This is a genomic window from Streptomyces sp. NPDC054932 (assembly GCF_053610205.1).
This window is the reverse complement of sequence record NZ_JBSGXU010000018.1, coordinates 25203-45033: the sequence shown is the minus strand read 5'-3', so window position 1 is coordinate 45033 and position 19831 is coordinate 25203. Positions and strand designations below refer to the sequence as shown.

The 19831-nt window shown below is 71.5% G+C and carries 16 protein-coding genes and 1 pseudogene; 3 read left to right on the top strand and 14 right to left on the bottom strand.

The window, feature by feature from the left end; translation table 11 throughout:
* Positions 1-104: 104 nt before the first annotated feature.
* The 10 genes and pseudogenes from ACWGE1_RS07820 to ACWGE1_RS07775 form a co-directional block, all read right to left on the bottom strand.
* Positions 105-503 carry a cytidine deaminase gene (locus ACWGE1_RS07820; protein WP_453419664.1) on the bottom strand — a complete coding sequence of 133 codons (399 nt, stop codon included), beginning with the start codon at positions 501-503 and terminating at the stop codon, positions 105-107.
* Positions 500-1762 (bottom strand): ABC transporter permease, encoded by a 1263-nt coding sequence (locus ACWGE1_RS07815; RefSeq protein WP_453419663.1) that lies wholly within the window; start codon positions 1760-1762, stop codon positions 500-502. The genes ACWGE1_RS07820 and ACWGE1_RS07815 overlap by 4 nt, the downstream gene beginning before the upstream one ends.
* On the bottom strand, positions 1759-2874 hold the full coding sequence (locus tag ACWGE1_RS07810; protein WP_453419662.1) for an ABC transporter permease: 1116 nt from the start codon (positions 2872-2874) through the stop codon (positions 1759-1761). Before ACWGE1_RS07810 ends, ACWGE1_RS07815 begins: the two co-directional genes overlap by 4 nt.
* Positions 2871-4529: an ABC transporter ATP-binding protein gene (locus tag ACWGE1_RS07805; RefSeq protein WP_453419691.1), complete on the bottom strand. Its 1659-nt coding sequence runs from the start codon at positions 4527-4529 to the stop codon at positions 2871-2873. The genes ACWGE1_RS07810 and ACWGE1_RS07805 overlap by 4 nt, the downstream gene beginning before the upstream one ends.
* Before the next feature lie 232 nt (positions 4530-4761).
* Positions 4762-5823, bottom strand: a complete 1062-nt coding sequence (locus ACWGE1_RS07800) for a BMP family lipoprotein (protein ID WP_453419661.1) — start codon at positions 5821-5823, stop codon at positions 4762-4764.
* Between the two features lie 230 nt (positions 5824-6053).
* Positions 6054-7298, bottom strand: a complete 1245-nt coding sequence (locus tag ACWGE1_RS07795) for an amidohydrolase (RefSeq protein ID WP_453419690.1) — start codon at positions 7296-7298, stop codon at positions 6054-6056.
* A 137-nt stretch (positions 7299-7435) separates the two neighbouring features.
* Positions 7436-8611, bottom strand: coding sequence for a hypothetical protein (locus ACWGE1_RS07790; protein WP_453419660.1), 1176 nt, complete (start codon positions 8609-8611; stop codon positions 7436-7438).
* A 54-nt stretch (positions 8612-8665) separates the two neighbouring features.
* Entirely contained in the window at positions 8666-9574 is a 909-nt protein-coding gene (locus ACWGE1_RS07785) for an N-acetylneuraminate synthase family protein (protein WP_453419689.1), read from the bottom strand.
* Between the two features lie 438 nt (positions 9575-10012).
* Positions 10013-10381, bottom strand: a pseudogene (locus ACWGE1_RS07780) (acylneuraminate cytidylyltransferase family protein); the annotation flags it as partial.
* Positions 10378-11715, bottom strand: a complete 1338-nt coding sequence (locus ACWGE1_RS07775; RefSeq protein ID WP_453419659.1) for a DUF6716 putative glycosyltransferase — start codon at positions 11713-11715, stop codon at positions 10378-10380. The gene ACWGE1_RS07775 and the pseudogene ACWGE1_RS07780, both read right to left, overlap by 4 nt.
* Before the next feature lie 176 nt (positions 11716-11891).
* Here ACWGE1_RS07775 and ACWGE1_RS07770 point away from each other — a divergent pair, with 176 nt between their 5' ends.
* Positions 11892-12887 carry a glycosyltransferase family 2 protein gene (locus ACWGE1_RS07770; RefSeq protein WP_453419658.1) on the top strand — a complete coding sequence of 332 codons (996 nt, stop codon included), beginning with the start codon at positions 11892-11894 and terminating at the stop codon, positions 12885-12887.
* A complete protein-coding gene (locus ACWGE1_RS07765) occupies positions 12887-14272 on the top strand; it encodes a polysialyltransferase family glycosyltransferase (RefSeq protein WP_453419657.1) in 1386 nt (461 codons plus the stop codon). The genes ACWGE1_RS07770 and ACWGE1_RS07765 overlap by 1 nt, the downstream gene beginning before the upstream one ends.
* A 76-nt stretch (positions 14273-14348) precedes the next feature.
* On the opposite strand, the gene leuE is transcribed toward ACWGE1_RS07765, so the two are convergent.
* Together leuE and ACWGE1_RS07755 are read right to left on the bottom strand one after the other, a co-directional pair.
* Entirely contained in the window at positions 14349-14999 is a 651-nt protein-coding gene (leuE, locus tag ACWGE1_RS07760) for a leucine efflux protein LeuE (protein WP_453419656.1), read from the bottom strand.
* A gap of 45 nt (positions 15000-15044) precedes the next feature.
* Positions 15045-16625 carry an acyl-CoA mutase large subunit family protein gene (locus ACWGE1_RS07755; RefSeq protein WP_453419655.1) on the bottom strand — a complete coding sequence of 527 codons (1581 nt, stop codon included), beginning with the start codon at positions 16623-16625 and terminating at the stop codon, positions 15045-15047.
* A gap of 182 nt (positions 16626-16807) precedes the next feature.
* Between ACWGE1_RS07755 and ACWGE1_RS07750 the strand changes: the two genes are divergently transcribed.
* Positions 16808-17686, top strand: a complete 879-nt coding sequence (locus ACWGE1_RS07750; RefSeq protein WP_453419654.1) for a L,D-transpeptidase family protein — start codon at positions 16808-16810, stop codon at positions 17684-17686.
* Positions 17687-17968: 282 nt separating this feature from the next.
* Here the strand turns inward: ACWGE1_RS07750 and ACWGE1_RS07745 are convergent, their stop codons facing one another.
* Positions 17969-18970 carry a hypothetical protein gene (locus ACWGE1_RS07745; RefSeq protein ID WP_453419653.1) on the bottom strand — a complete coding sequence of 334 codons (1002 nt, stop codon included), beginning with the start codon at positions 18968-18970 and terminating at the stop codon, positions 17969-17971.
* The gene (locus tag ACWGE1_RS07740; protein WP_453419688.1) at positions 18970-19713 is read right to left on the bottom strand and encodes an RNA polymerase sigma factor; all 744 of its coding nucleotides are present in this window, start codon (positions 19711-19713) and stop codon (positions 18970-18972) included. Before ACWGE1_RS07740 ends, ACWGE1_RS07745 begins: the two co-directional genes overlap by 1 nt.
* Positions 19714-19831 lie beyond the last annotated feature (118 nt).

The window sequence follows — 19831 nt, the reverse complement described above, 5'->3', positions numbered from 1 at the left end:
GAGGTGCTTCCTTCTACGCGCATAGAGAGAGGGAGGAGAGGGGATCAGGGAACGGAAGTGCGACGGCCCTCCGCCCCGGCAGGGGCGAAGGGCCGTCGGCACGGCTATCTCAGGTGGTCGGGCCCGAAGGCCTGCGGCAGCATCGCCGCCAGCGGGAGGACCCCGTCCGGGGTCTCCACCAGCAGCTCGTCGCCGCCGAATTCGTACAGCAGCTGGCGACAGCGGCCGCACGGGACGAGGATCTCGCCCTTGCCGTCCACGCACGTGAAGTGCGTGAGACGGCCGCCGCCGGTGGCCTGGAGGGAGGAGACCAGTCCGCACTCGGCGCACAGGCCCAGCCCGTAGCTGGCGTTCTCGACGTTGCAGCCGGTCACGACGCGGCCGTCGTCCACCAGGGCGGCGACCCCGACCGGGAAGCCCGAGTACGGGGCGTACGCCCGGGTCATCGCGTCCCGGGCGGCCGTCCGCAGGGCTTCCCAGTCCACCGTCTGGCCGGAGGTCACTTGCCCTGACCCTTGCGGTACGGCATGCCGTCCGCCTTGGGCATGCGCAGGCGCTGCGCCGACAGGGCGAGCACGAGCAGCGTGGTCAGGTACGGTGCGGCGTCCACGAACTGGCTCGGCACCGAGTCCGTCGTCGCGTACCAGAGGAAGAGCAGCGCGGCGAAGGCGGCAGAGATGCCGGCCTGGATGTACTTCTTCTTGTACAGCTGCCAGACGCAGACGAGCACCAGCAGGATCGCGATCAGCAGCAGCATCGCGTGGACGTTCTCGGCGCCACCGCGCAGCTTGAGGCTGTCGATGAAGCCGAACAGGCCCGCACCCAGCGCCATGCCGCCCGGCATCCAGTTACCGAAGATCATCGCGGCGAGACCGATGTAGCCGCGGCCGCCGGTCTGGCCCTCCTGGTAGATGGGGCTGGCGACCTCGGACAGGTACACGCCGCCGAGGCCCGCGAGGGCGCCCGAGACGATCACGGCGATGTACTTGTACTTGTAGACGTTGACGCCGAGCGACTCGGCGGCGATCGGGTTCTCACCGCAGGAGCGCAGGCGCAGACCGAAGGAGGTCCGCCACAGCACCCACCAGGTGGCGGGGATCAGCAGCAGGGCCACGATGGTCAGCAGCGAGATCTCGGTGACCAGACCGCCGATGACACCGGCGAGGTCCGAGACGAAGAACCAGTGCTTGCCCTGGAGGTCGGCCATCCAGTCCGAGAGCCCCGGGACTGTGATCTTGGCGATCGGTTCGACCTGCGGGGACTGCTTGGAGGAGCCGCCCGGGGCCTCGGCGAACGTGAAGTTCGACAGGTACTGGGTGAAGCCCAGCGCCAGGATGTTCACGGCCACACCGGAGACGATGTGGTTGACGTTGAAGGTCACCGTGATGATCGCGTGCAGCAGGCCGCCGACGGCGCCGCCGGCGATGCCGACGAGCACACCGGTCCAGGGGCCCCACTGGTAACCGGCCCAGGCACCGAACCAGGTGCCGAGGATCATCATGCCTTCGAGGCCGATGTTGACGACGCCCGCGCGCTCGGCCCACAGACCGCCGAGACCGGCGAGGCCGATCGGCACGGCGAGGGAGAGGGCGCCGGAGACCTGGCCGACGGAGGTCAGGTCATTGGCCCCGGAGATCAGGCGGACCATCGAGACCAGTGCGAGGCCACCCGCGATGATCAGCAGGATCCAGGGCAGGGTGAGCTTCTTGCGGCCGCCCCTGGCGGGTGCCGCCTTCTTCGTGGAAACGGTGCTGGCGCTCACGCCGCGACCTCCTTCTCGGTCTTCATGGCGTGGCCCGCGGCCAGCTCCTCGCCGACCTTCTGCTGCTGGCGCCGGATGCCGTAACGACGGACGAGCTCGTAGGAGACGACGACCGCGATCACGATCAGGCCCTTCATGATCGTGCCGATCTCCTTGGCGTAGCCGGCCGTGTCGAGACCGGCGGACGCCTTGTCGATGAAGGCCATCAGGAGAGCGGCGAAGAAGATGCCGATGGGGCTGTTGCGGCCGAGCAGGGCGATGGTGATGCCGGTGAAGCCGACACCCACGGGGAAGACGAGGGTGTACGTGTGGCTCTCACCCAGCAGCACCGGCATGCCGGACAGACCGGCGACGGCACCGGAGATGAGCATCGCGGTGATGATCATCTTCTTGGAGTCGACACCGGAGGCCGCGGCGGCGGACTCGCTCGCGCCGCTGGCGCGCAGGTCGAAGCCGAAGCGGGTGCGGTTGAGCACGAACCAGTAGACGATGCCGAGCGCGAAGGCCACGAACGTGAAGCCGTAGATCTCGCCCGAGTCGCCCAGGGAGAGGGCCGGGAACCAGCCGGACTGGGCGATCTCGCCGGTGGTGAGGTCGTTGGAGCCCTCCACCTGGACACCGAGGTTCTTCGGCAGGATCAGCCAGGCGATCAGGCTCGTCGCGATGGCGTTGAGCATGATCGTCGAGACGACCTCGCTCACCCCGCGCTTGGCCTTCAGGACGCCCGCGATACCGGCCCAGAAGGCACCGGTCAGCATCGCGACGACGACGATCAGCAGGATGTGCAGCGGGCCGGGCAGCGCGATGGCGCCACCGACCACGGCGGAGATCATCGCGGCGAGGCGGTACTGGCCGTCGACGCCGATGTTGAAGAGGTTCATCCGGAAGCCGATGGCGACGGCCAGGGCTGCCAGGTAGTACGTGCCCGCCTGGTTGACGATGAGGACCTGGATGTCCTCGTAGCCACCGTTCTCCACCATGATGCGCAGCGGCTCGATCGGGTTGATGCCCGTCGCCCCCAGCACGATCATGGTCAGCACGAAGGCGGCCACCAGGGCGAGCACCGGCCCGGCGATGGCGAGCAGCAGCCGGTCCTTGTCGAATTTCTTCATCGGGCCTCGTCCTCCGTCGTGTCACCGTCGGCAGCGGCGGAGTGGTTGTCGGTTGCTTCCAGGTGCCCCGAAGCGGCGCCCGTCATGGCGGTGCCGAGCTCCTCGGGGGTCACGGTCGCGGGGTCGGCGTCCGCGACCAGGCGGCCGCGGTAGATCACGCGCAGGGTGTCGGACAGGCCGATGAGCTCGTCCAGGTCGGCGGAGATCAGCAGCACGGCCAGGCCCTCGCGGCGGGCCTCGCGGATCGCGTCCCAGATCTGCGCCTGCGCGCCGACGTCCACACCGCGGGTGGGGTGGGCGGCGATGAGGAACTTCGGGTTGTGGCTCATCTCGCGGCCGACGATCAGCTTCTGCTGGTTGCCGCCGGAGAGCGAGGCCGCGGTGACGTCGATGCCGGGCGTGCGCACGTCGTACTCGCGCACGATCCGCTCGGTGTCCTTGCGGGCGGCCTTCGGGTCGAGGATGCCCCTCTTGGAGTTGGGCGCCTCGGTGACGTGGCCGAGGATCCGGTTCTCCCAGAGCGGGGACTCCAGCAGCAGGCCGTGGCGGTGGCGGTCCTCGGGGATGTACCCGATGCCGCCCTCGCGGCGCTTGCGCACCGAGGTCCTGGTGATGTCCTTGCCGTCCAGCGTGATCACGCCGGTGTCGGCCGAGGCCATGCCCATGAGGGCTTCGATCAGCTCGGTCTGGCCGTTGCCCTCGACACCGGCGATGCCGAGGATCTCACCCTTGTGGATCGTGAGGCTGATGTTGTCCAGCAGGAGCCGGCCGACCTCGACGTTCTCCACGACCGCGGAGTCCGCGGCGGGCGCGGGCACCAGGACCTCCGGCTCGGCCACGACGACGTCGCTCGCGGCGACGGTCAGGCCCGTCACCTGGAGCATCGGGACGTCGGTCACGGTCGACTCGCGGGTCTCCGGCGAGGGCAGCTCCGCACCGACCATCAGCTCGGCGAGCTGCTTGGGGGTGGCGGTCTTCGGGTCGGCGGTGCCGACCGTGGTGCCGCGCCGGATGACGGTGATGTCGTCGGCGACCTTCAGCACCTCGCCCAGCTTGTGCGAGATGAAGATGACGGTCAGGCCCTCGGCCTTGAGCTCGCGCAGGTTGTCGAAGAGCGCGTCCACCTCCTGCGGCACGAGCACTGCGGTCGGCTCGTCGAGGATGAGGATCTGCGCGCCGCGGTAGAGGACCTTGAGGATCTCCACGCGCTGCCGGTCGGCGACACCGAGGTCCTCGACGAGGGCGTCGGGGCGCACGCCGAGGCCGTACGCGTCCGAGATCTCCTTGATCTTCTTACGGGCCTTGGCGCCGATGCCGTAGAGCTTCTCGCCGCCGAGAACCACGTTCTCCAGGACGGTGAGGTTGTCGGCGAGCATGAAGTGCTGGTGCACCATGCCGATGCCGCGGGCGATGGCGTCGCCGGGGGTGCTGAAGGAGACCTGCTCCCCGTCGATGGCGATGGTGCCCTCGTCCGGCTTCTGCATGCCGTAGAGGATCTTCATCAGAGTCGACTTGCCGGCGCCGTTCTCACCGATCAAGGCATGGACCGTGCCCTTGCGGACGGTGATCGCGATGTCCTTGTTGGCGACGACGCCGGGGAAGCGCTTTGTGATGCCGTGCAGTTCTACGGCGGGGGGCGGGCTGGACGCGTTGATGACGCACTCTCCTTGGCGCGGAAGGAGCGGAAGGCAGGGGGGACAGGGCGGGGAGTGAAAGTATCGCGTCCACGATGCTTCTACGCGCGTAGCACTGTCGGAAGTGAAAACTTGCGGCCAGGCTGGCCGCTTGGTCACAGACTAGTGATCACAGAACGTGGCTCGGGGCCCGGGAGGCGATCGTGACCGCTTCCCGGACCCCGGAGACCAGGACTACATGTCAGGAGCGGCCTTACGGCGCGGTCTTGACGGTGATCTTCTTGGCGATGATGTCGGCCTTGGCCTTCTCCACCGCGGCGATGACGTCAGCCATCTCCTTGTACTTCGGGTTGGAGTCGGCCAGGCCGACGCCGTCCTTGTCCAGGCCGTAGCGGATCTCACCGGTGGTCGGCTTGCCGTCCTCGACCGACTTGATCAGGTTGAAGACGGAGTCCGAGACGTCCTTGGTGACCGAGGTCAGGATGGAGTCCTTGTACTTCGCCAGACCGGCCTGGTTGTACTGGTCGGAGTCGACGCCGATGGCCCACTTGCCCTTGGAGGAAGCGGCCTCGATGGCACCGGAACCGGCCAGACCGGCGGCGGCGTAGACCACGTCGGCACCGCCCGCGTCGAGCTGGCCCAGCGCGGCGGCCTTGCCGAGGTCGGGCTTGGCGAAACCGTCGAAGTTCGGCGGCTGCGTCAGGTACGCGGAGAGCACCTTGGCGTTCGGGTTGGTGTCCTTGACGCCCTGGGTGAAGCCCGCCTCGAACTTCTTGATCAGCGGAACCTCGACACCGCCGATGAAGCCGACCGTGCCGGTCTTGGACACCTTGGCGGCGGCGACGCCGGCCAGGTAGGAGCCCTGCTCCTCGTTGAAGACGAGGTTGGCGATGTTCGGGCCCGTGACCGAGGTGTCGTCGATGATGCCGAACGTGGTCTCCGGGAACTTCGGCGCGACCTTCTTGATGGCCGGGGCGTAGGCGAAGCCGACACCGATGACCGGGTTGTTGCCCTTGCGGGCGAGCTCGGTGAGGCGCTGGACCTTGTCGGCCTCGCCCTCACCGTCGGTGGGCTCGGCCTCGGCGCCCTTGATCTTCAGATCGGCTTCCGCCTTCTTCAGACCGGCGTAGGCGGCGTCGTTGAACGACTGGTCGCCGCGGCCACCGATGTCGTATGCGATGGCTGCGGACTTCTGACCCGACTCCGAGGGGGAGGCGGAGGCGTCCGACGACTTCTTTCCGCCACAGGCGGTGGCCGAGAGGGCCAGCGCCGCGGACGCGATGCCCACGGTGGCGATCCTGGTGATCCGGCGCAAGGGGAGGCTCCTTCAAAACCTGACCGAAGCGCCACGACCGGCGCTGGTTTCGCGGCGATCGTAACGCGCGTAGATGTCAGTTAAAGGCCCGTTCATGAGTCGTTATCGGATCGTCGCGAACCGGACAGTGACCGATTGGTGACTCCTCACGCGCCCAACCCTTGTGTACCAAGGGCTGGACACGCCTGCCGGGAACCCGGCCGATCCTGTAAGGAGATATGCCCGGCCGGCTACCTGGCGGGCCCGGAACGGCGTCCGTCGAGCAGCGCGGCGGCCGTGAAGAACTCCACGCCGACGGCGATCGCGGACTCGTCCACGTCGAAGTCCCCGCGGTGCAGATCACGCTTGGCGGTGTCGCCCGGCGTACGGACCCCCAGCCGCGCCATCGCGCCCGGAACGTGCTCCAGGTACCAGGAGAAGTCCTCCCCGCCCAGGCTCTGCTCGGTGTCCTCGACCGACTCCGCTCCGCAGCGGACCCCCATCGCCTCACGCAGCAGTTCGGTGATCACCGGGTCGTTGACCACCGGAGGCACGCCGCGCACGTGGTTGATCTCGAACTTGGCCCCGTGCATCGTCGCGATCTCGTCGATCGCCGCGTGGATCATGTCCGGCGCCTCGTGCCAGGCGTTCAGGTCCAGGCAGCGCACGGTTCCGGACAGCTCGGCGTGCATCGGGATGACGTTGCAGGCGTGCCCGGCCTCGATCCGGCCCCAGGTGACCGACATGCCCGAGCGGGCGTCCATCCGGCGGGCCAGCAGGGCCGGGGCGTCGACGGCCACCCGGGCGGCGGCCGTCACCAGGTCGGTGGTCAGGTGCGGCCGCGCGGTGTGCCCGCCGGAGCCGGAGAGGCTGACCTCCAGCCGGTCGCAGGCGGAGGTGATGGGGCCGGCCCGCAGCCCGATGCGCCCCGCGTCGACCCGGGGGTCGCAGTGCACGGCGACGATCCGGCCCACCCCGTCCAGGACCCCGGACTCGATGGCGTCGGTGGCCCCGCCCGGGAGCACCTCCTCGGCGGGCTGGAAGAGCAGGCGCACGGGGCGGGGCAGCAGCCCCTGCCGGTCCAGCTCGGCGAGGACCAGGCCGGCGCCGAGGACGACCGCGGTGTGCACGTCGTGGCCGCAGGCGTGGGCGCGGTCCGGGAAGGTCGAGCGGTACGAGACGTGCGTCTTGGCGTCGGGGATGGGCAGGGCGTCGATGTCCGCGCGCAGGGCCAGCATCGGCCGGCCCCCGTCCCAGGTGCCGACGTCACAGATCAGGCCCGTGCCGGACTTCAGTACCCGTGGTCGCAGGCCGGCTTTCTCCAGCCGGGCCTTGATCGCCGCGGTGGTACGGAATTCCTGGTGTCCGAGCTCCGGGTGCATGTGCAAGTCCCGGCGGAAGGCGATCAGTTCGGTACGCAGGTGGTCCGGAAGCTTGCCGGGCAGCTCGGGCCGGTCGGACGCGGCGGGCTGGGCGGTCTGGGACTCGCGGGACATCAACTGGTTCACCCGTTGAAGGGTAGGCCCACGGACGGGTCAACTGGCCGGGGATCACGAAAAGTTCATGCCGTTAGGGGAAAGAAACCCGGCCTCTGGACGCATGACCGGATGCGCCGGGGGGTAAACTCGCGCGCTCATCCGGCCGTCGGAGCCGCCTGGGCAGGCAGTCTGCGCACATCACGAGCGGTGTCGGTGACCCCTGCGAGGAAGCTGCGGGCGCGCGGGGAGGCGGACCCGGTGAGCCAGCCGGGGTCCACATCGCATACGGCGACCGTGACACCGGTACCGGTCAGTGCGTACGGCAGCGTGTGGACGACGGTGGACGGAAAGCTGACGATCGTCCGGCCGACGGGACCGCGCCGGGCGATCAGCTCCAGCGGCAGGTCCGGGCGGACGATCTCCAGCCCGGTCGCCCGGCTCAGCGCGCGCAGCTTCTCGGGCGACTCGCGCCGGTGGGCGAAGTAGCGGGTGGCGCCGTGCTCCAGGGCCAGGGCGCGCACCGCGTCCAGATAGCGGTCCGGGTCCACCACCCCGGTCTCCACGAGCGAGGTGCCGACCAGGTCGGTGCCCCGGGTCAGGCGGGGCGGGCCGAACCGGGCGCGGGTCCAGGCGAAGTCGTTGACCCGCAGCGTCATCCCGCCGTGGGCGGTGACCGGCATCGAGCTGAACACCTCGACGCGGTGGCCGCGGCCCGCGGCCGGGGTGAAGCGGCGGCGCGCGCTCGCCGAGACGGGTGCGTACGCCAGCTCGCGGACCCGGCCGGGCAGGCCGCCCCCGCCGGCCCGGTGCCAGCGTACGAGCCGTTCGCCGCGGGCGGTCTGGGCCATGAACTCCATGGTGGCGGTGCCGTCGTCGACCACCACCAGCTCCTCGGCGCGCACGAGGGTGAGCAGCAGCTGGACGTAGCGCGAGAAGGGGTCGCCGACCACGACCGTGCGCGCCGCGCGCACGTCGCCCGCCAGGGCGGCGAGCGCCTTCAGCGGTGCGAACCGGCTGCCGCGCGCCTCCTGCCACCGCACCGCGTGCCCCTCGTCGCGCGCCAGCGCGGCCACCCGGCGCAGCTGGCCGCGGGACATCGGGTCGGTGGGCGGCAGGACGACGATGCTCAGGGGTGACGCGGCGCCCGCCGGCCGGTCGGCGGGGACGGGCCGGTCCCCTCCGTCGGCGCGGCGCCCCCGCTGGCGCGGGACACCGTCCAGCTGCGGCTGCTGCGGTCCGGTGCGCGCGTACGCCCACTCCAGCACGTTCAGGAGCTGGACCGGACTCTCGACGAACGCCAGGGTGGAGGCGGAGGGGGCGGAGGGGGTCACCACGTACTCCTTGTCGGGGGCGGAACGGGCGGAACTCGTACGCGCCGGACCGGATCAGACGGCTGCCAGCTCGCCCTGGACGCGGCGGAGCTTCTTCATGGGGCCGAGCTCGGACTCGTAGACCCGCTTGATGCCGTCGCCGAGGGCGGTTTCGATGGTGCGGATGTCGCGGACCAGGCGGGCGAGGCCGCCGGGCTCGACGGAGGCGGCCTGGTCGGAGCCCCACATGGCGCGGTCGAGGGTGATGTGGCGCTCGACGAAGGTGGCACCGAGGGCGACGGCGGCGAGGGTGGTCTGCAGGCCCGTCTCGTGGCCGGAGTAGCCGATCGGGACGTTGGGGTACTCGTCGCGCAGGGTGTTGATGACCCGGAGGTTGAGCTCCTCGGCCTTGGCCGGGTACGTCGAAGTCGCGTGGCAGAGAAGGATGTTGGCGCTGCCGAGCACCTCCACCGCGTGGCGGATCTGCTGCGGGGTGGACATGCCGGTGGACAGGACGACGGTGCGGCCGGTGGCGCGCAGGGCGCGCAGCAGCTCGTCGTCGGTGAGGGAGGCGGAGGCCACCTTGTGGGCGGGGACGTCGAACTTCTCCAGGAAGGCGACGGCCTCGGTGTCCCACGGGGAGGCGAACCAGTCGATGCCGCGCTTGGCGCAGTGGTCGTCGATGGCGCGGTACTCGTCCTCGCCGAACTCGACCTTGTGGCGGTAGTCGATGTAGGTCATCCGGCCCCAGGGGGTGTCGCGTTCGATGTCCCACTGGTCGCGCGGGGTGCAGATCTCCGGGGTGCGCTTCTGGAACTTCACGGCGTCGCAGCCGGCTTCGGCGGCGGCGTCGATGAGGGCGAAGGCGTTGCCGAGGTCGCCGTTGTGGTTGATGCCGATCTCGCCGACGACGTAGACGGGGCGGCCGGGGCCCGCGGTGCGGGAGCCGAAGGTGCGCAGGCGGGAGTCGGGAGTGTTCGTCATGACAGGGGGCGTCCTTCGGTGCGGGGGTGTGCGGGGTGCGGGCTGCGGGTCGCTGTACGGGTCGGGTTGCGGGGAGAGGTGCGCGCCGGGCTCCGGGGCGGGCGGTGCGGGGTGCGCCCCGGGGCGCGGGTCGAGCAGGGGTGCGAGGAGTCGGGCGCGGGCCAGGTCGTGCGGGTCGTCGATCTCCAGGACCCGTGCGGGATCGGTGGCGACGGGGAGGGTGCGGCCGAAGAACCGGTGCCGGGCGGTGCGGAAGCCCGCGGCGTCCATGGCGTAGGCGGCGCCCGTCTCCAGCAGGTCCTGCGGCCGGTCCTGGCGCCGGGGGCGGTACGCCGCGTCGTGGTTGACCCCGGTCCCGGAGCCGTCGGCCGCATCGCGCCAGAGGAACCCGTGGAAGGGGGCGACGGTCAGGGCCGAGTCGGCCGCGCCGGAGGCGACGGCCACGGCGACCGCCTCGACGTCGGAGGTGGCGAGGAAGGGGCTGGTGCACTGGACGAGGAGGACCACGTCCACGACGAGGGAGTGCAGTTCCTCGAAGGCGGCCAGCGCGTGCAGGACTGCGGCTTCGCTGCTCGCGGTGTCGCCGGAGATCGCGGTGGGGCGGGCGATCACGTCGGCTCCGGCGGCGCGGGCGGCGGCGGCGATCTCCTCGGAGTCGGTGGAGACCACCACGTCGGTGACGGTCGGCGCGGTCCGGCAGGCCAGGACGGCGCGGGCGACGAGCGGGAGCCCGGCGACCTCGGCGAGGTTCTTGCCCGGTACTCCCTTGGAGCCCCCGCGGGCCGGGACGACGGCGAGGACCCTCACAGCTCCCCCAGCCTGCGGATCACCGGGGCCACGCGCTGCACGCCATGCCGGTAGGCGCCGCGGGCGGCCTCGCGCAGGTGGCCGCGGAGCCGGCGGCGCAGCCGGGACTCCCCCGCCTCCGGGCGGACCGCGCCGGGCAGGGGGGTGCCGTCGGGCGCGAGGTGGTGCCGGGCGAGGATCCCGGGGAGGTATCCGGGAGCGGTGGTGCGCGTGTAGTACGGGGCGGGCGAGGGCAGCCGGGCCGCCGCCACCAGTCCGGCGACCTTGGCCCGGGCCACGGCGTAGGCGTCCGCACCCGTGTCCGCGGCTGCGCCGGTGTCCGCGTGCGCGGCGGGCAGGACGCCCTGCGCCGCCAGCCAGGCCGGGTCCCCCACCGGGAGGAGCCCGGAGTCGATCTGGTCCCAGGAGGCCAGGCAGCCCGATCCCAGGAAGTGGTGGTTGCCGAGGGCCTCGCGGATGCCGAGGTCGGTGAGGACCGCCGTCGGGATCGACCGGTGCAGGGACTCCAGGGCGGCCGTGGAGGAGACGGTGACCAGCAGGTCGGTGCCGTCCAGGACCTCGCCCATGTTCCCGTACACCAGGCGGCAGTTGGCGGGCAGTCCGCCGGGGAGCCGCTCCGCGAGCCGCTGGTACGGCTGCTCCTCCAGGTGCGTGGTGTGCTCCCCGGGCTTGCTGCGGAGTTTGATCAGGACCTCGCGCTCGGGGTGCAGTCGCGCGTGCCCGGCGGCCCGCTCCAGCAGGTAGGCGCGGTCGGCGCGGCTGTCGGGCACGGAGGGCTGGACGGCGAAGACCACCGTGTGGGCCCGGCTCCCGGCCTGCTCGTAGGGCGCCCCGCCCAGGAAGGGCAGTGCGGTCTCGGTGACGGCGGCGGCGTCCGCGCCGACGCCCTCGTAGACGGCGCGGAACCGCTGGGCGTCGTGGCGGGAGTTGGCGAGGACGAGGTCGGCGCCGTGCCGCAGCAGCAGCCCGTCGGCGAGCTTCTCGTACACGACACCCACGTAGCCGGTGACGAGAACGGGACGCCGGGCCGGGGCGGGCCACAGGGCGCGGGCCCCGTGCAGCACGGCCTGGACGGCCCCGCCGACGAGCGCGAGGACGACCACGTCGTAGCGCTCGCGTTCGATCTCGGCGAGGAACTCGGCGCAGGTCACCTCGGACAGCCGCTCGGCCCGCACCCCCACCTCGCCGAGCTGGCGCGCGGTGGGTGTGGCGCGGCCGCGCAGCAGGAATCCGGTGAGCTGGTGGTCGGGTACGAGACGGCGGGCGGTGAGTGCGCCCCATTTCCATCGCGTATCGGAATCGGCGAGTACGGCGACGCGTTTGCGTTCTGGCACGCGGCAGAAGCTATTTGGCGAATTGGCCGATCGGCCCAACGAGCGCACAACAGCGGGTTAACAACGCGTCGACTGAATGCGAAAGCGCACGGGTTAACTCGCCCGCCCCGCGCCGTTCACATGGAATCCGTGTCCGGGCCACAGTGAATGCCGGGCGGCGCCCTAATGTCTCGCGGGTGCCCCAGCCCTCTGCGCCCAAGCTCTCTGTTGTCGTGCCGTTCTACAACGTGCAGACATACGCACCGGATGCCCTGAAGAGTCTCGAACTCAACGCCCGGGACGATTTCGAGTTCCTGCTCGTCGACGACTGCTCGACGGACGGGACGCCCGACCTGCTGGAGCGGGCGGCGCGCGAGCTGCCGGGGGCGGTGCACCTCAGACACGAGCGCAACGGCGGCCTGGCCACCGCGCGGAACACCGGTCTGGACGCGGCCCGCGGCGAGTACCTGGCCTTCCTGGACGGGGACGACTGGCTGGCGCCCGGCCACCTGGCCCGGACGCTGGCCGCCATAGAAGCTCTGAGCTGCGATTTCGTCCGTACCGACCATGTACGGTGCACCGGCCGCTCGCGGAGCGTGCAGCGCGTTCCCTACGGCCCGGAGTCGGTGGTCGCCGATCCGCGCACCGCGATCCTGCCCGCAGACCGGGCCACCTCGGTGGACTATCCGTACGCCTGGGCCGGCATGTACCACCGGCGGCTGCTGGACCGCGGGCTGCTGCACTTCACCGACGGGCTGCGGACCGCGGAGGACCGGCCGTGGATCTGGCGGCTGCACCGGGGGGCGGAGTCCTTCGCCGCGGTCGGGCTGCCCGGAATCTTCTACCGGCGCGGGGTTTCCACCTCATTGACGCAAGTGGGGGACGAACGGCAGCTCGATTTCATCCGCGCATTCGATCAAGTACTCGCGGACGTGCACGCGGACCGGGAATCCGGTCGGCTGCTCCCGAAAGCCGTCCGGACTTATTGTGCAATTATCGCCCACCATTTCGGATCCATCGAAAGGTTCGAGCCGGACGTGGCCAGGAAACTCCGCCTCATGAGCTCGGCCGCGCTCGGCCGCATGCCCCAGGACGTACTGGACCAGGTCCTGGACTCGATGGACGCGGAACGCTCCACGGTGCTGCGCCGCCTGCGCGGCGGCCGCCGCGCCCCGTCGGGAGCGAGCGTCTGATGCCCACCCAGATCTTCCTGGCCTCCACCCTCTACGGAGCGGCCACGCTCGCGGCGGGCATCGACGCGGGGGGCTTCCCGCCCGCCGGCCGCCGCATCCTGCTGACCAGCAACCACGCCGTCACCGCCGAGGTCACCCCGGGGGTCGCGGACATGCCGGGCTTCGCCGCCCTGCGCTCCCGCTTCGACGAGGTCCTCGACTGGAACCGCGTCATCGAGCCGCAGCACCCGAGCACCTGGGCCCCGCGCGCGGAGGACGTCCCGATCTGGGAACGGCAGCTGCGCACCCTGTGGGACCTCGGCGACGACCGGGTCGAGCTGATCGTGGAGTCCCTCCAGGTCCCGCCGGCCCAGACCCTGTGCCGGCTCTTCCCCGGCGCGGCCGTCGACGTCTACGCCGACGGGCTCATGAGTTACGGGCCCACCCGCTTCCGCCTCGACCCGCAACTGGGGATGCGGGTGCGGCGGGTGCTCCACCTGGACCTGGTGCCCGGGCTGGAGCCCCTGCTGCTGACGGAGTTCGGGGTGCGGGTGGAGCTGGTGCCGTCGGAGCCGTTCCTCAAGGTCCTCGCGGAGCTCGCCGAAGCCACCGGGGCCCAGGAGCCGGCCGGGGCGCTGCAGCCGGCGGGACCGACCGGGGCGGCGGAGCCCGCCGAGCCCCCGGCCCTCCTGCTGGGCCAGTACCTCTCCGCGCTCGACCTGATGACCCTGGCCGAGGAGGAGGAGCTCCACGTGTCGATGGTCCGGGGGGCCCACGCCCTGGGCCACCGGGAGCTGGTCTTCAAACCGCACCCCGGCGCCCCGGCCGCGTACGCCCGCCGGGCCGCGGAGGAGGCCGAACGGCTCGGCGCCCGACTGACCGTCGTCGCCGCCCCGGTCCTGGCGGAGACCCTCTACCAGCGGCTGCGCCCCGCGCTGGTCGTCGGCTGCTTCTCCACCGGGCTGCTCACCGCTGCCACGCTGTACGGACTCCCGGTGGCCCGGACCGGCACCGACGCGGTCCTGGCCGCTCTCACCCCGTACCCGAACAGCAACCGCGTCCCGCTGGCCCTGGTCGACGCCCTGCTCCCGGACCTCGCCGATGCCGAGGCCGTCCGCTCCTGGACGCCCCCGACGCCGGAGCAGGTCCGGGCGGAACCGGCCGCGCTGCTGACCGCCGTCGGGTTCACCATGCAGCCGCAGATCCTGGCCGCGCGCCGGCCGGCCGCCGAGGCATACCTGGCCAAGCACCTGACCCCGCGCACCTGGCGGTACTTCACCCGGCGCCGGCTGACCTCCCTGGGTCTGCCGGGCGGCATCCCCGCGCAGCTGTCGTTCCTGCCGCGCAGCCGGACGGTGCGCCGTGCCGTGCGGCGGATGGGGTGGCTGCGCCGCGCCCTCGACTGAGCGGACCGGGCCCGCTGGGCCCGGCCGGCGGCGCCCGGCCTGCGGATCCCGGCCGAGGTGTCCCGGCCGAGGTTCCTCAGCCCGTGGCGAGCTTGGCCGCGAAGCCGAGGAAGAGGACGCCCACCGCCGAGGTGGCCCCGGCCGACAGCCGCTTGCGGCGCCGGAAGGCCCCCGCGAGGCGGGTGCCGCCGAAGATCAGCAGCGTCAGGTAGAGGAAGCTGCCGGCCTGCAGCAGAGCGCCCAGGAGCAGGAACGACAGCGCCGGGTAGGCGTAGGACGGGTCCACGAACTGCACGAAGAAGGACATCAGGAAGAGGATGGCCTTCGGGTTGAGCAGGCTGATCAGCAGCGCCCGCCGGTAGGGCCGCTCGTTCTCGGCCGGGTCGGCCGGGACGTCGGGCTCCGCCTCGGCCCGCTCCGCGCGCGTGCGCCACAGCGCCCAGGCGCCCCGCATCATCCCCACGGCCAGCCACGCCAGGTAGCCGGCCCCGAGGAACTTGACCACGGTGAACGCCAGCGGGCTCGCCCGGAGCAGCGCACCGGCGCCCACGGCGGTCAGCAGCATGAGCACGGCGTCGCCGGTGAACACCCCGGCGGCGGCCTTGTACCCGGTGCGCACCCCGCGGCGGGCCGCCACGGAGAGCACGTAGAACGAGTTCGGCCCCGGCAGCAGAATGATCAGCACCAGGCCGGCGAGATACGTCGGAAGATCGGTCACACCCAGCATGGGCAGGAGTGTCCCATAGGGTCACACCTGTCGCGCCAGTCCGTTTCACCAGGTGGAACCGGTGGGCTCGTACGTCCCCCAGACCTCCCGCAGCGCGCCGCACACCTCGCCCACCGTGGCCCGGGCCCGTAGCGCCTGTTTCATCGGGTACAGCACGTTCGCCGTCCCCGCCGCCGCCTCCTTCAGGTCCGCGAGCGCGGCCGTCACCGCCGCCGCGTTGCGCTCCGCCCGCAGCCGCTCCAGCGCCGCGCACTGCCGCGCCTCGATCGCCGGGTCCACGCGCAGCGGCTCGTACGGTTCCTCGCGGTCCAGGGCGAAGCGGTTCACACCGACCACCACCCGCTCCCCGCTCTCGGTCTCCTGCGCGATGCGGTAGGCGTTCCGCTCGATCTCGGCCTTCTGGAACCCGGCCTCGATGGCGGCGACCGCCCCGCCCTGGTCCTCGACCCGGCGCATCAGCGCGAGCGCCGCCGCCTCCAGTTCGTCCGTCATCCGCTCCACCGCGTACGACCCGGCGAACGGGTCCACGGTCTGCGGCACGTCCGTCTCGTACGCGAGGACCTGCTGGGTGCGCAGCGCGAGGCGGGCGGACTTCTCGGTGGGCAGCGCGATCGCCTCGTCGAAGGAGTTGGTGTGCAGCGACTGGGTGCCGCCGAGCACGGCGGCCAGGGCCTGGACGGCCACCCGTACGAGATTCAGCTCCGGCTGCTGCGCGGTCAGCTGGACCCCGGCCGTCTGGGTGTGGAAGCGCAGCATCAGCGATTTCGGATCCCGTGCCCCGAAGTCGTCCCGCATGACGCGGGCCCAGATCCGCCGGGCCGCGCGGAACTTCGCTACCTCCTCCAGCAGGGTGGTGCGGGCGACGAAGAAGAAGGAGAGCCGGGGCGCGAACTCGTCGACCGCCATCCCCGCCGCCAGGGCCGTACGGACGTAGGCGATGCCGTCGGCGAGGGTGAAGGCCACCTCCTGCGCGGGCGAGGCGCCGGCTTCGGCCATGTGGTAGCCGGAGATGGAAATGGTGTTCCAGCGGGGGATCTCGGCCCGGCAGTAGCGGAAGGTGTCGGCCGTCAGCCGCAGCGAGGGACCGGGCGGGAAGATGTACGTCCCGCGCGCGATGTACTCCTTCAGCACGTCGTTCTGGACCGTCCCCGTCAGCTGCGTGCCCGGGATGCCCTGTTCCTCCGCCACCAGCTGATAGAGCAGCAGGAGCAGCGCGGCGGGCGCGTTGATCGTCATCGAGGTGGAGACCCGGTCGAGGGGAATCCCATCGAACAGCGTCCGCATGTCGTCGAGCGAGTCGACGGCGACGCCGACCTTGCCCACCTCGCCCTGCGCGAGGGGGGCGTCGGAGTCGTGCCCCATCTGGGTCGGCAGGTCGAAGGCGACGGACAGTCCGGTGCCGCCGCCCTCGATGAGCTGCCGGTAGCGGGCGTTGGACTCGGTGGCCGTACCGAAGCCGGCGTACTGCCGCATGGTCCACGGCCGACCGGTGTACATATTCGGATAAATCCCCCGAGTGTAGGGGAAGTCGCCCGGCTGCCCGAGCTCGGCCGCCGGGTCCCACCCCGTCAGGTCACCGGGCCCGTAGACCGGTTCGATGGGGATTCCGCTCTCGGTGTGTGCCATGTGACGTAGTCCTCCGTGGAGCAACCGGGCCCGGGGCTGGTACAACCGTGCCCGCACGTATCGCTTCGTAAGGCTGCGGACGACTGCCGGTCACAATGGCGCAACATCCCGGAGCCGCGTGCAACTCTCCACGCGCGCGGAGCATCACCTAGATACACGACGTAGAGACCGGGGGGACTGCAATGCAGCGCCAGAGAGTCATAATCCGCACGATCGGGGTGGCAACCGCCGTCGCGCTCGCCGCGACCGCCTGCGGGCCGCAGAAGACGGAGTCCGCCGGCTCCGCCTCCTCGGCTCCGTCCTCGCCCGCGGCGGGCGCCTCCCCCGAAGCCTCTCCGACCACCGACAACAAGCCCGGTGAGGCCTCGCCGTCGGCCTCCGCCTCCGCCTCCGCATCGCCCTCCGCGTCGGCCTCCTCTTCCCCCTCGGTGAAGCAGATCATGGCCAACGGCGACGAGAGCGAGCAGGTCCGCGAGCTCCAGGCCCGGCTGAGGCAGCTCAAGCTGATGACGGTCGCACCGACCGGCTTCTACGGCTCGAAGACCACGGCCGCGGTCAAGTCCTTCCAGTCGAAGAACGCCCTGAACGCCACCGGGTCGGTCGACGAGGCCACCTGGACGAAGATCCAGAGCTCCAGCAAGAAGCCCACCGCCGACGAGCTGCGCCCGCCGACCGTCAACGAGGTCGCCGCACCGGACCCGCGCTGCATGCAGGGCCGCGTCATGTGCATCAGCAAGGAGAGCCGCACCCTCGCCTGGATGATCGACGGCAAGGTCGTCTCGACGATGGACGTGCGCTTCGGCTCCGAGAACACCCCGACCCGCGAGGGCGTGTTCAACGTGGGCTGGAAGGCGAAGGAGTGGACGTCGACGATCTACCACACGCCGATGCCGTACGCGATGTTCTTCAGCGGCGGCCAGGCAGTGCACTACTCGGCCGACTTCGCGGCCCGCGGCTACAACGGCGCCTCGCACGGCTGCGTGAACGTCCGGGACAAGGGCAAGCTGTCGAAGCTCTTCAACGAGGTCCAGGTCGGCGACAAGGTCGTCGTCTACTGGTGATGCCGGCGTGGGACCGGGACCGGAGATCCGGTCCGGTGCGGCCCGGGGCAGGAGGCGGGGGGCCTCACGCCTCGGGCTTTTCGCTGTGTCCCGCGTCCTGCGGCAGAAGGGTCCGAAGTAATGGGCGCGGGCAGGGCCGGGGGAACGTGCCCCGCCCGCGCCGGTTGCGCAGAGCCCAGGGGTACGGGGGGAACCCCGGCTCATGCGCGGCCGATGACCAGTCGGCTCGATATGTACTGCGCCACCGGTTCGAAAAGTGTTACAGGCAGGTCAGCACATGTGTCAGCCGCCGACGCGCAGGCCGATCGAGCCGCGCGGAACGGCCGGCGAAAGGGTCGGGGCCCGGAGCGTTCCACCCTCCAGCGGGGCGTCGCTGCGCTTGCCGCCGCCGGAGCTTTCGCGGTCCAGCACCGACTTGCAGTAGTCCGGGATCCGGGTGAGGCCGTTGGCCAGGCGCGAGAGCCGCTCACGGCGCGCGTCGTCGAGCCGGCCCGCCTTGAACTCCTCGCAGAGGTCCACGGCCCTGAGCCGGCTCTCCCCGTCGCGGTCGCGGTCCTTGTCCGCGTCCCCGCCGCCGAAGGTGTTCCGGTCGTCGTCCCGGGCGTCCTTGCCGCCCGTCGCGCCCTGGAGGTCCTTGCCCGAGCCGCCGGTCGCCGACGTGCCGGAGGAGGTTCCGGCGCCCGCGCCGGTCCCGGGTGTCGCGCGCCCGTCCGTGCCCGGCGGCACGGGCGTGCCCGCGGCGGCCGTCGGAACCGAGCCGTCCGGCAGCCGGGTGGGCGTCGGCTTCGGGCCGGCGGTCGGGGCTCCGCTGCCGATGCCCGGGACCTGCTCCTCGCCGACGCTGACCGACATCGCCGGACCGGGTCCCGCACTGTCGTGCCGGGGCCGTTCCAGCAGCCCGGCGCCCGCCGCGGCGGCCAGTCCGCCGACGGCGACACTGGCCAGGGCCGCCGCGAGGCCGAAGCTCACGGTCCGGCCGCGCCGCGGAGCGGGCGCGGGGATGATGCGGCCGAGGTCGACCAGGGGTTCTGCGGACACGGCGGAGGGACGCGCGGCGCCGCGCGCCGTACGGAAGGCGGCCACCGCCGCGGCTTCGCCGGGAAGTTCCGTGCTCGCGGGCAGCGGCCCGGTCGCGGCGCCCAGCGCGTCCAGTGCGGCACGCAGCCGGGCGGCCTCGGTCCGGGCACGCCGATCGGCGGCCGGCCCCACAGGTTCCACCGGTTCACCGCGCAGCAGTCTGTCCGCCGCGGCTTTGTCCAGCCACCTGTTGCGCTCGTCGGCCATCACATGTCCTTCTGCGTCCGCCAACGTGAATCCGTCACACCGGTTTGCTCTGCGAAGCCCCCGCTCCGGCCCCGCTGTGCGGGTACGGCGTCGAGATCCCTCCCGCCCCCGCCGTCCCATGCCTGGCCACTGGCATTATGGCCGACCGCTGCGCGCGGGCCCGAGCCGGTGTCCGGGTCGGGCTCGAAGCCGCCCTCCGCACCGAGCAGCTCGGCCAGCTTCTTCAGGCCCCGGTGGGCCGCGGTCCGTACCGCGCCGGGCCGCTTGCCCAGGGTCTCGGCCGCGCTCTTGGCGTCCAGGCCGACCACGACGCGCAGCACGACGGCCTCGGCCTGGTCCTGCGGAAGCTGCGCGATGAGCGCCATGGTGCGCCCGGTGTCCAGGGACTCCATCGCCGCGCCGGCGGTGTCGCACTCGGCGGCCCAGCTCGTCAGCTCGGTGTCGTCGCCGCCGATGGCGGGGCGCCGGCCGCGCATGCGGATGTGGTCGAGGGCCCGGTTGCGGGCGATGCGGGCGGCCCACCCGCGGAAGCGGTCGGCGTCTCCGGTGAAGGAATCGAGGTCGCGGGCGATCTGCAGCCATGCCTCCGAGGTCACGTCCTCCGCGTCGCCGTCCCCGACGAGCGTGCGTACGTAACCGAGCAGGCGTGGATGCACGGCGCGGTACACAGCACGGAACGCGTTCTCGTCGCCATCCTGTGCCGCGAGTACCGCGGCGGTCAGCTCCGCGTCGTCCCCCAGCAAAGTCCCCAACCCGTTCACTGTCCTGTACGTGTGGCGCAAATCAGCACGTTACGGCTTTCAAGCACCTCTCGTCCACGAGTGATACAACGTGCAACCAATCCTGTGCGGAGCGAGGTGT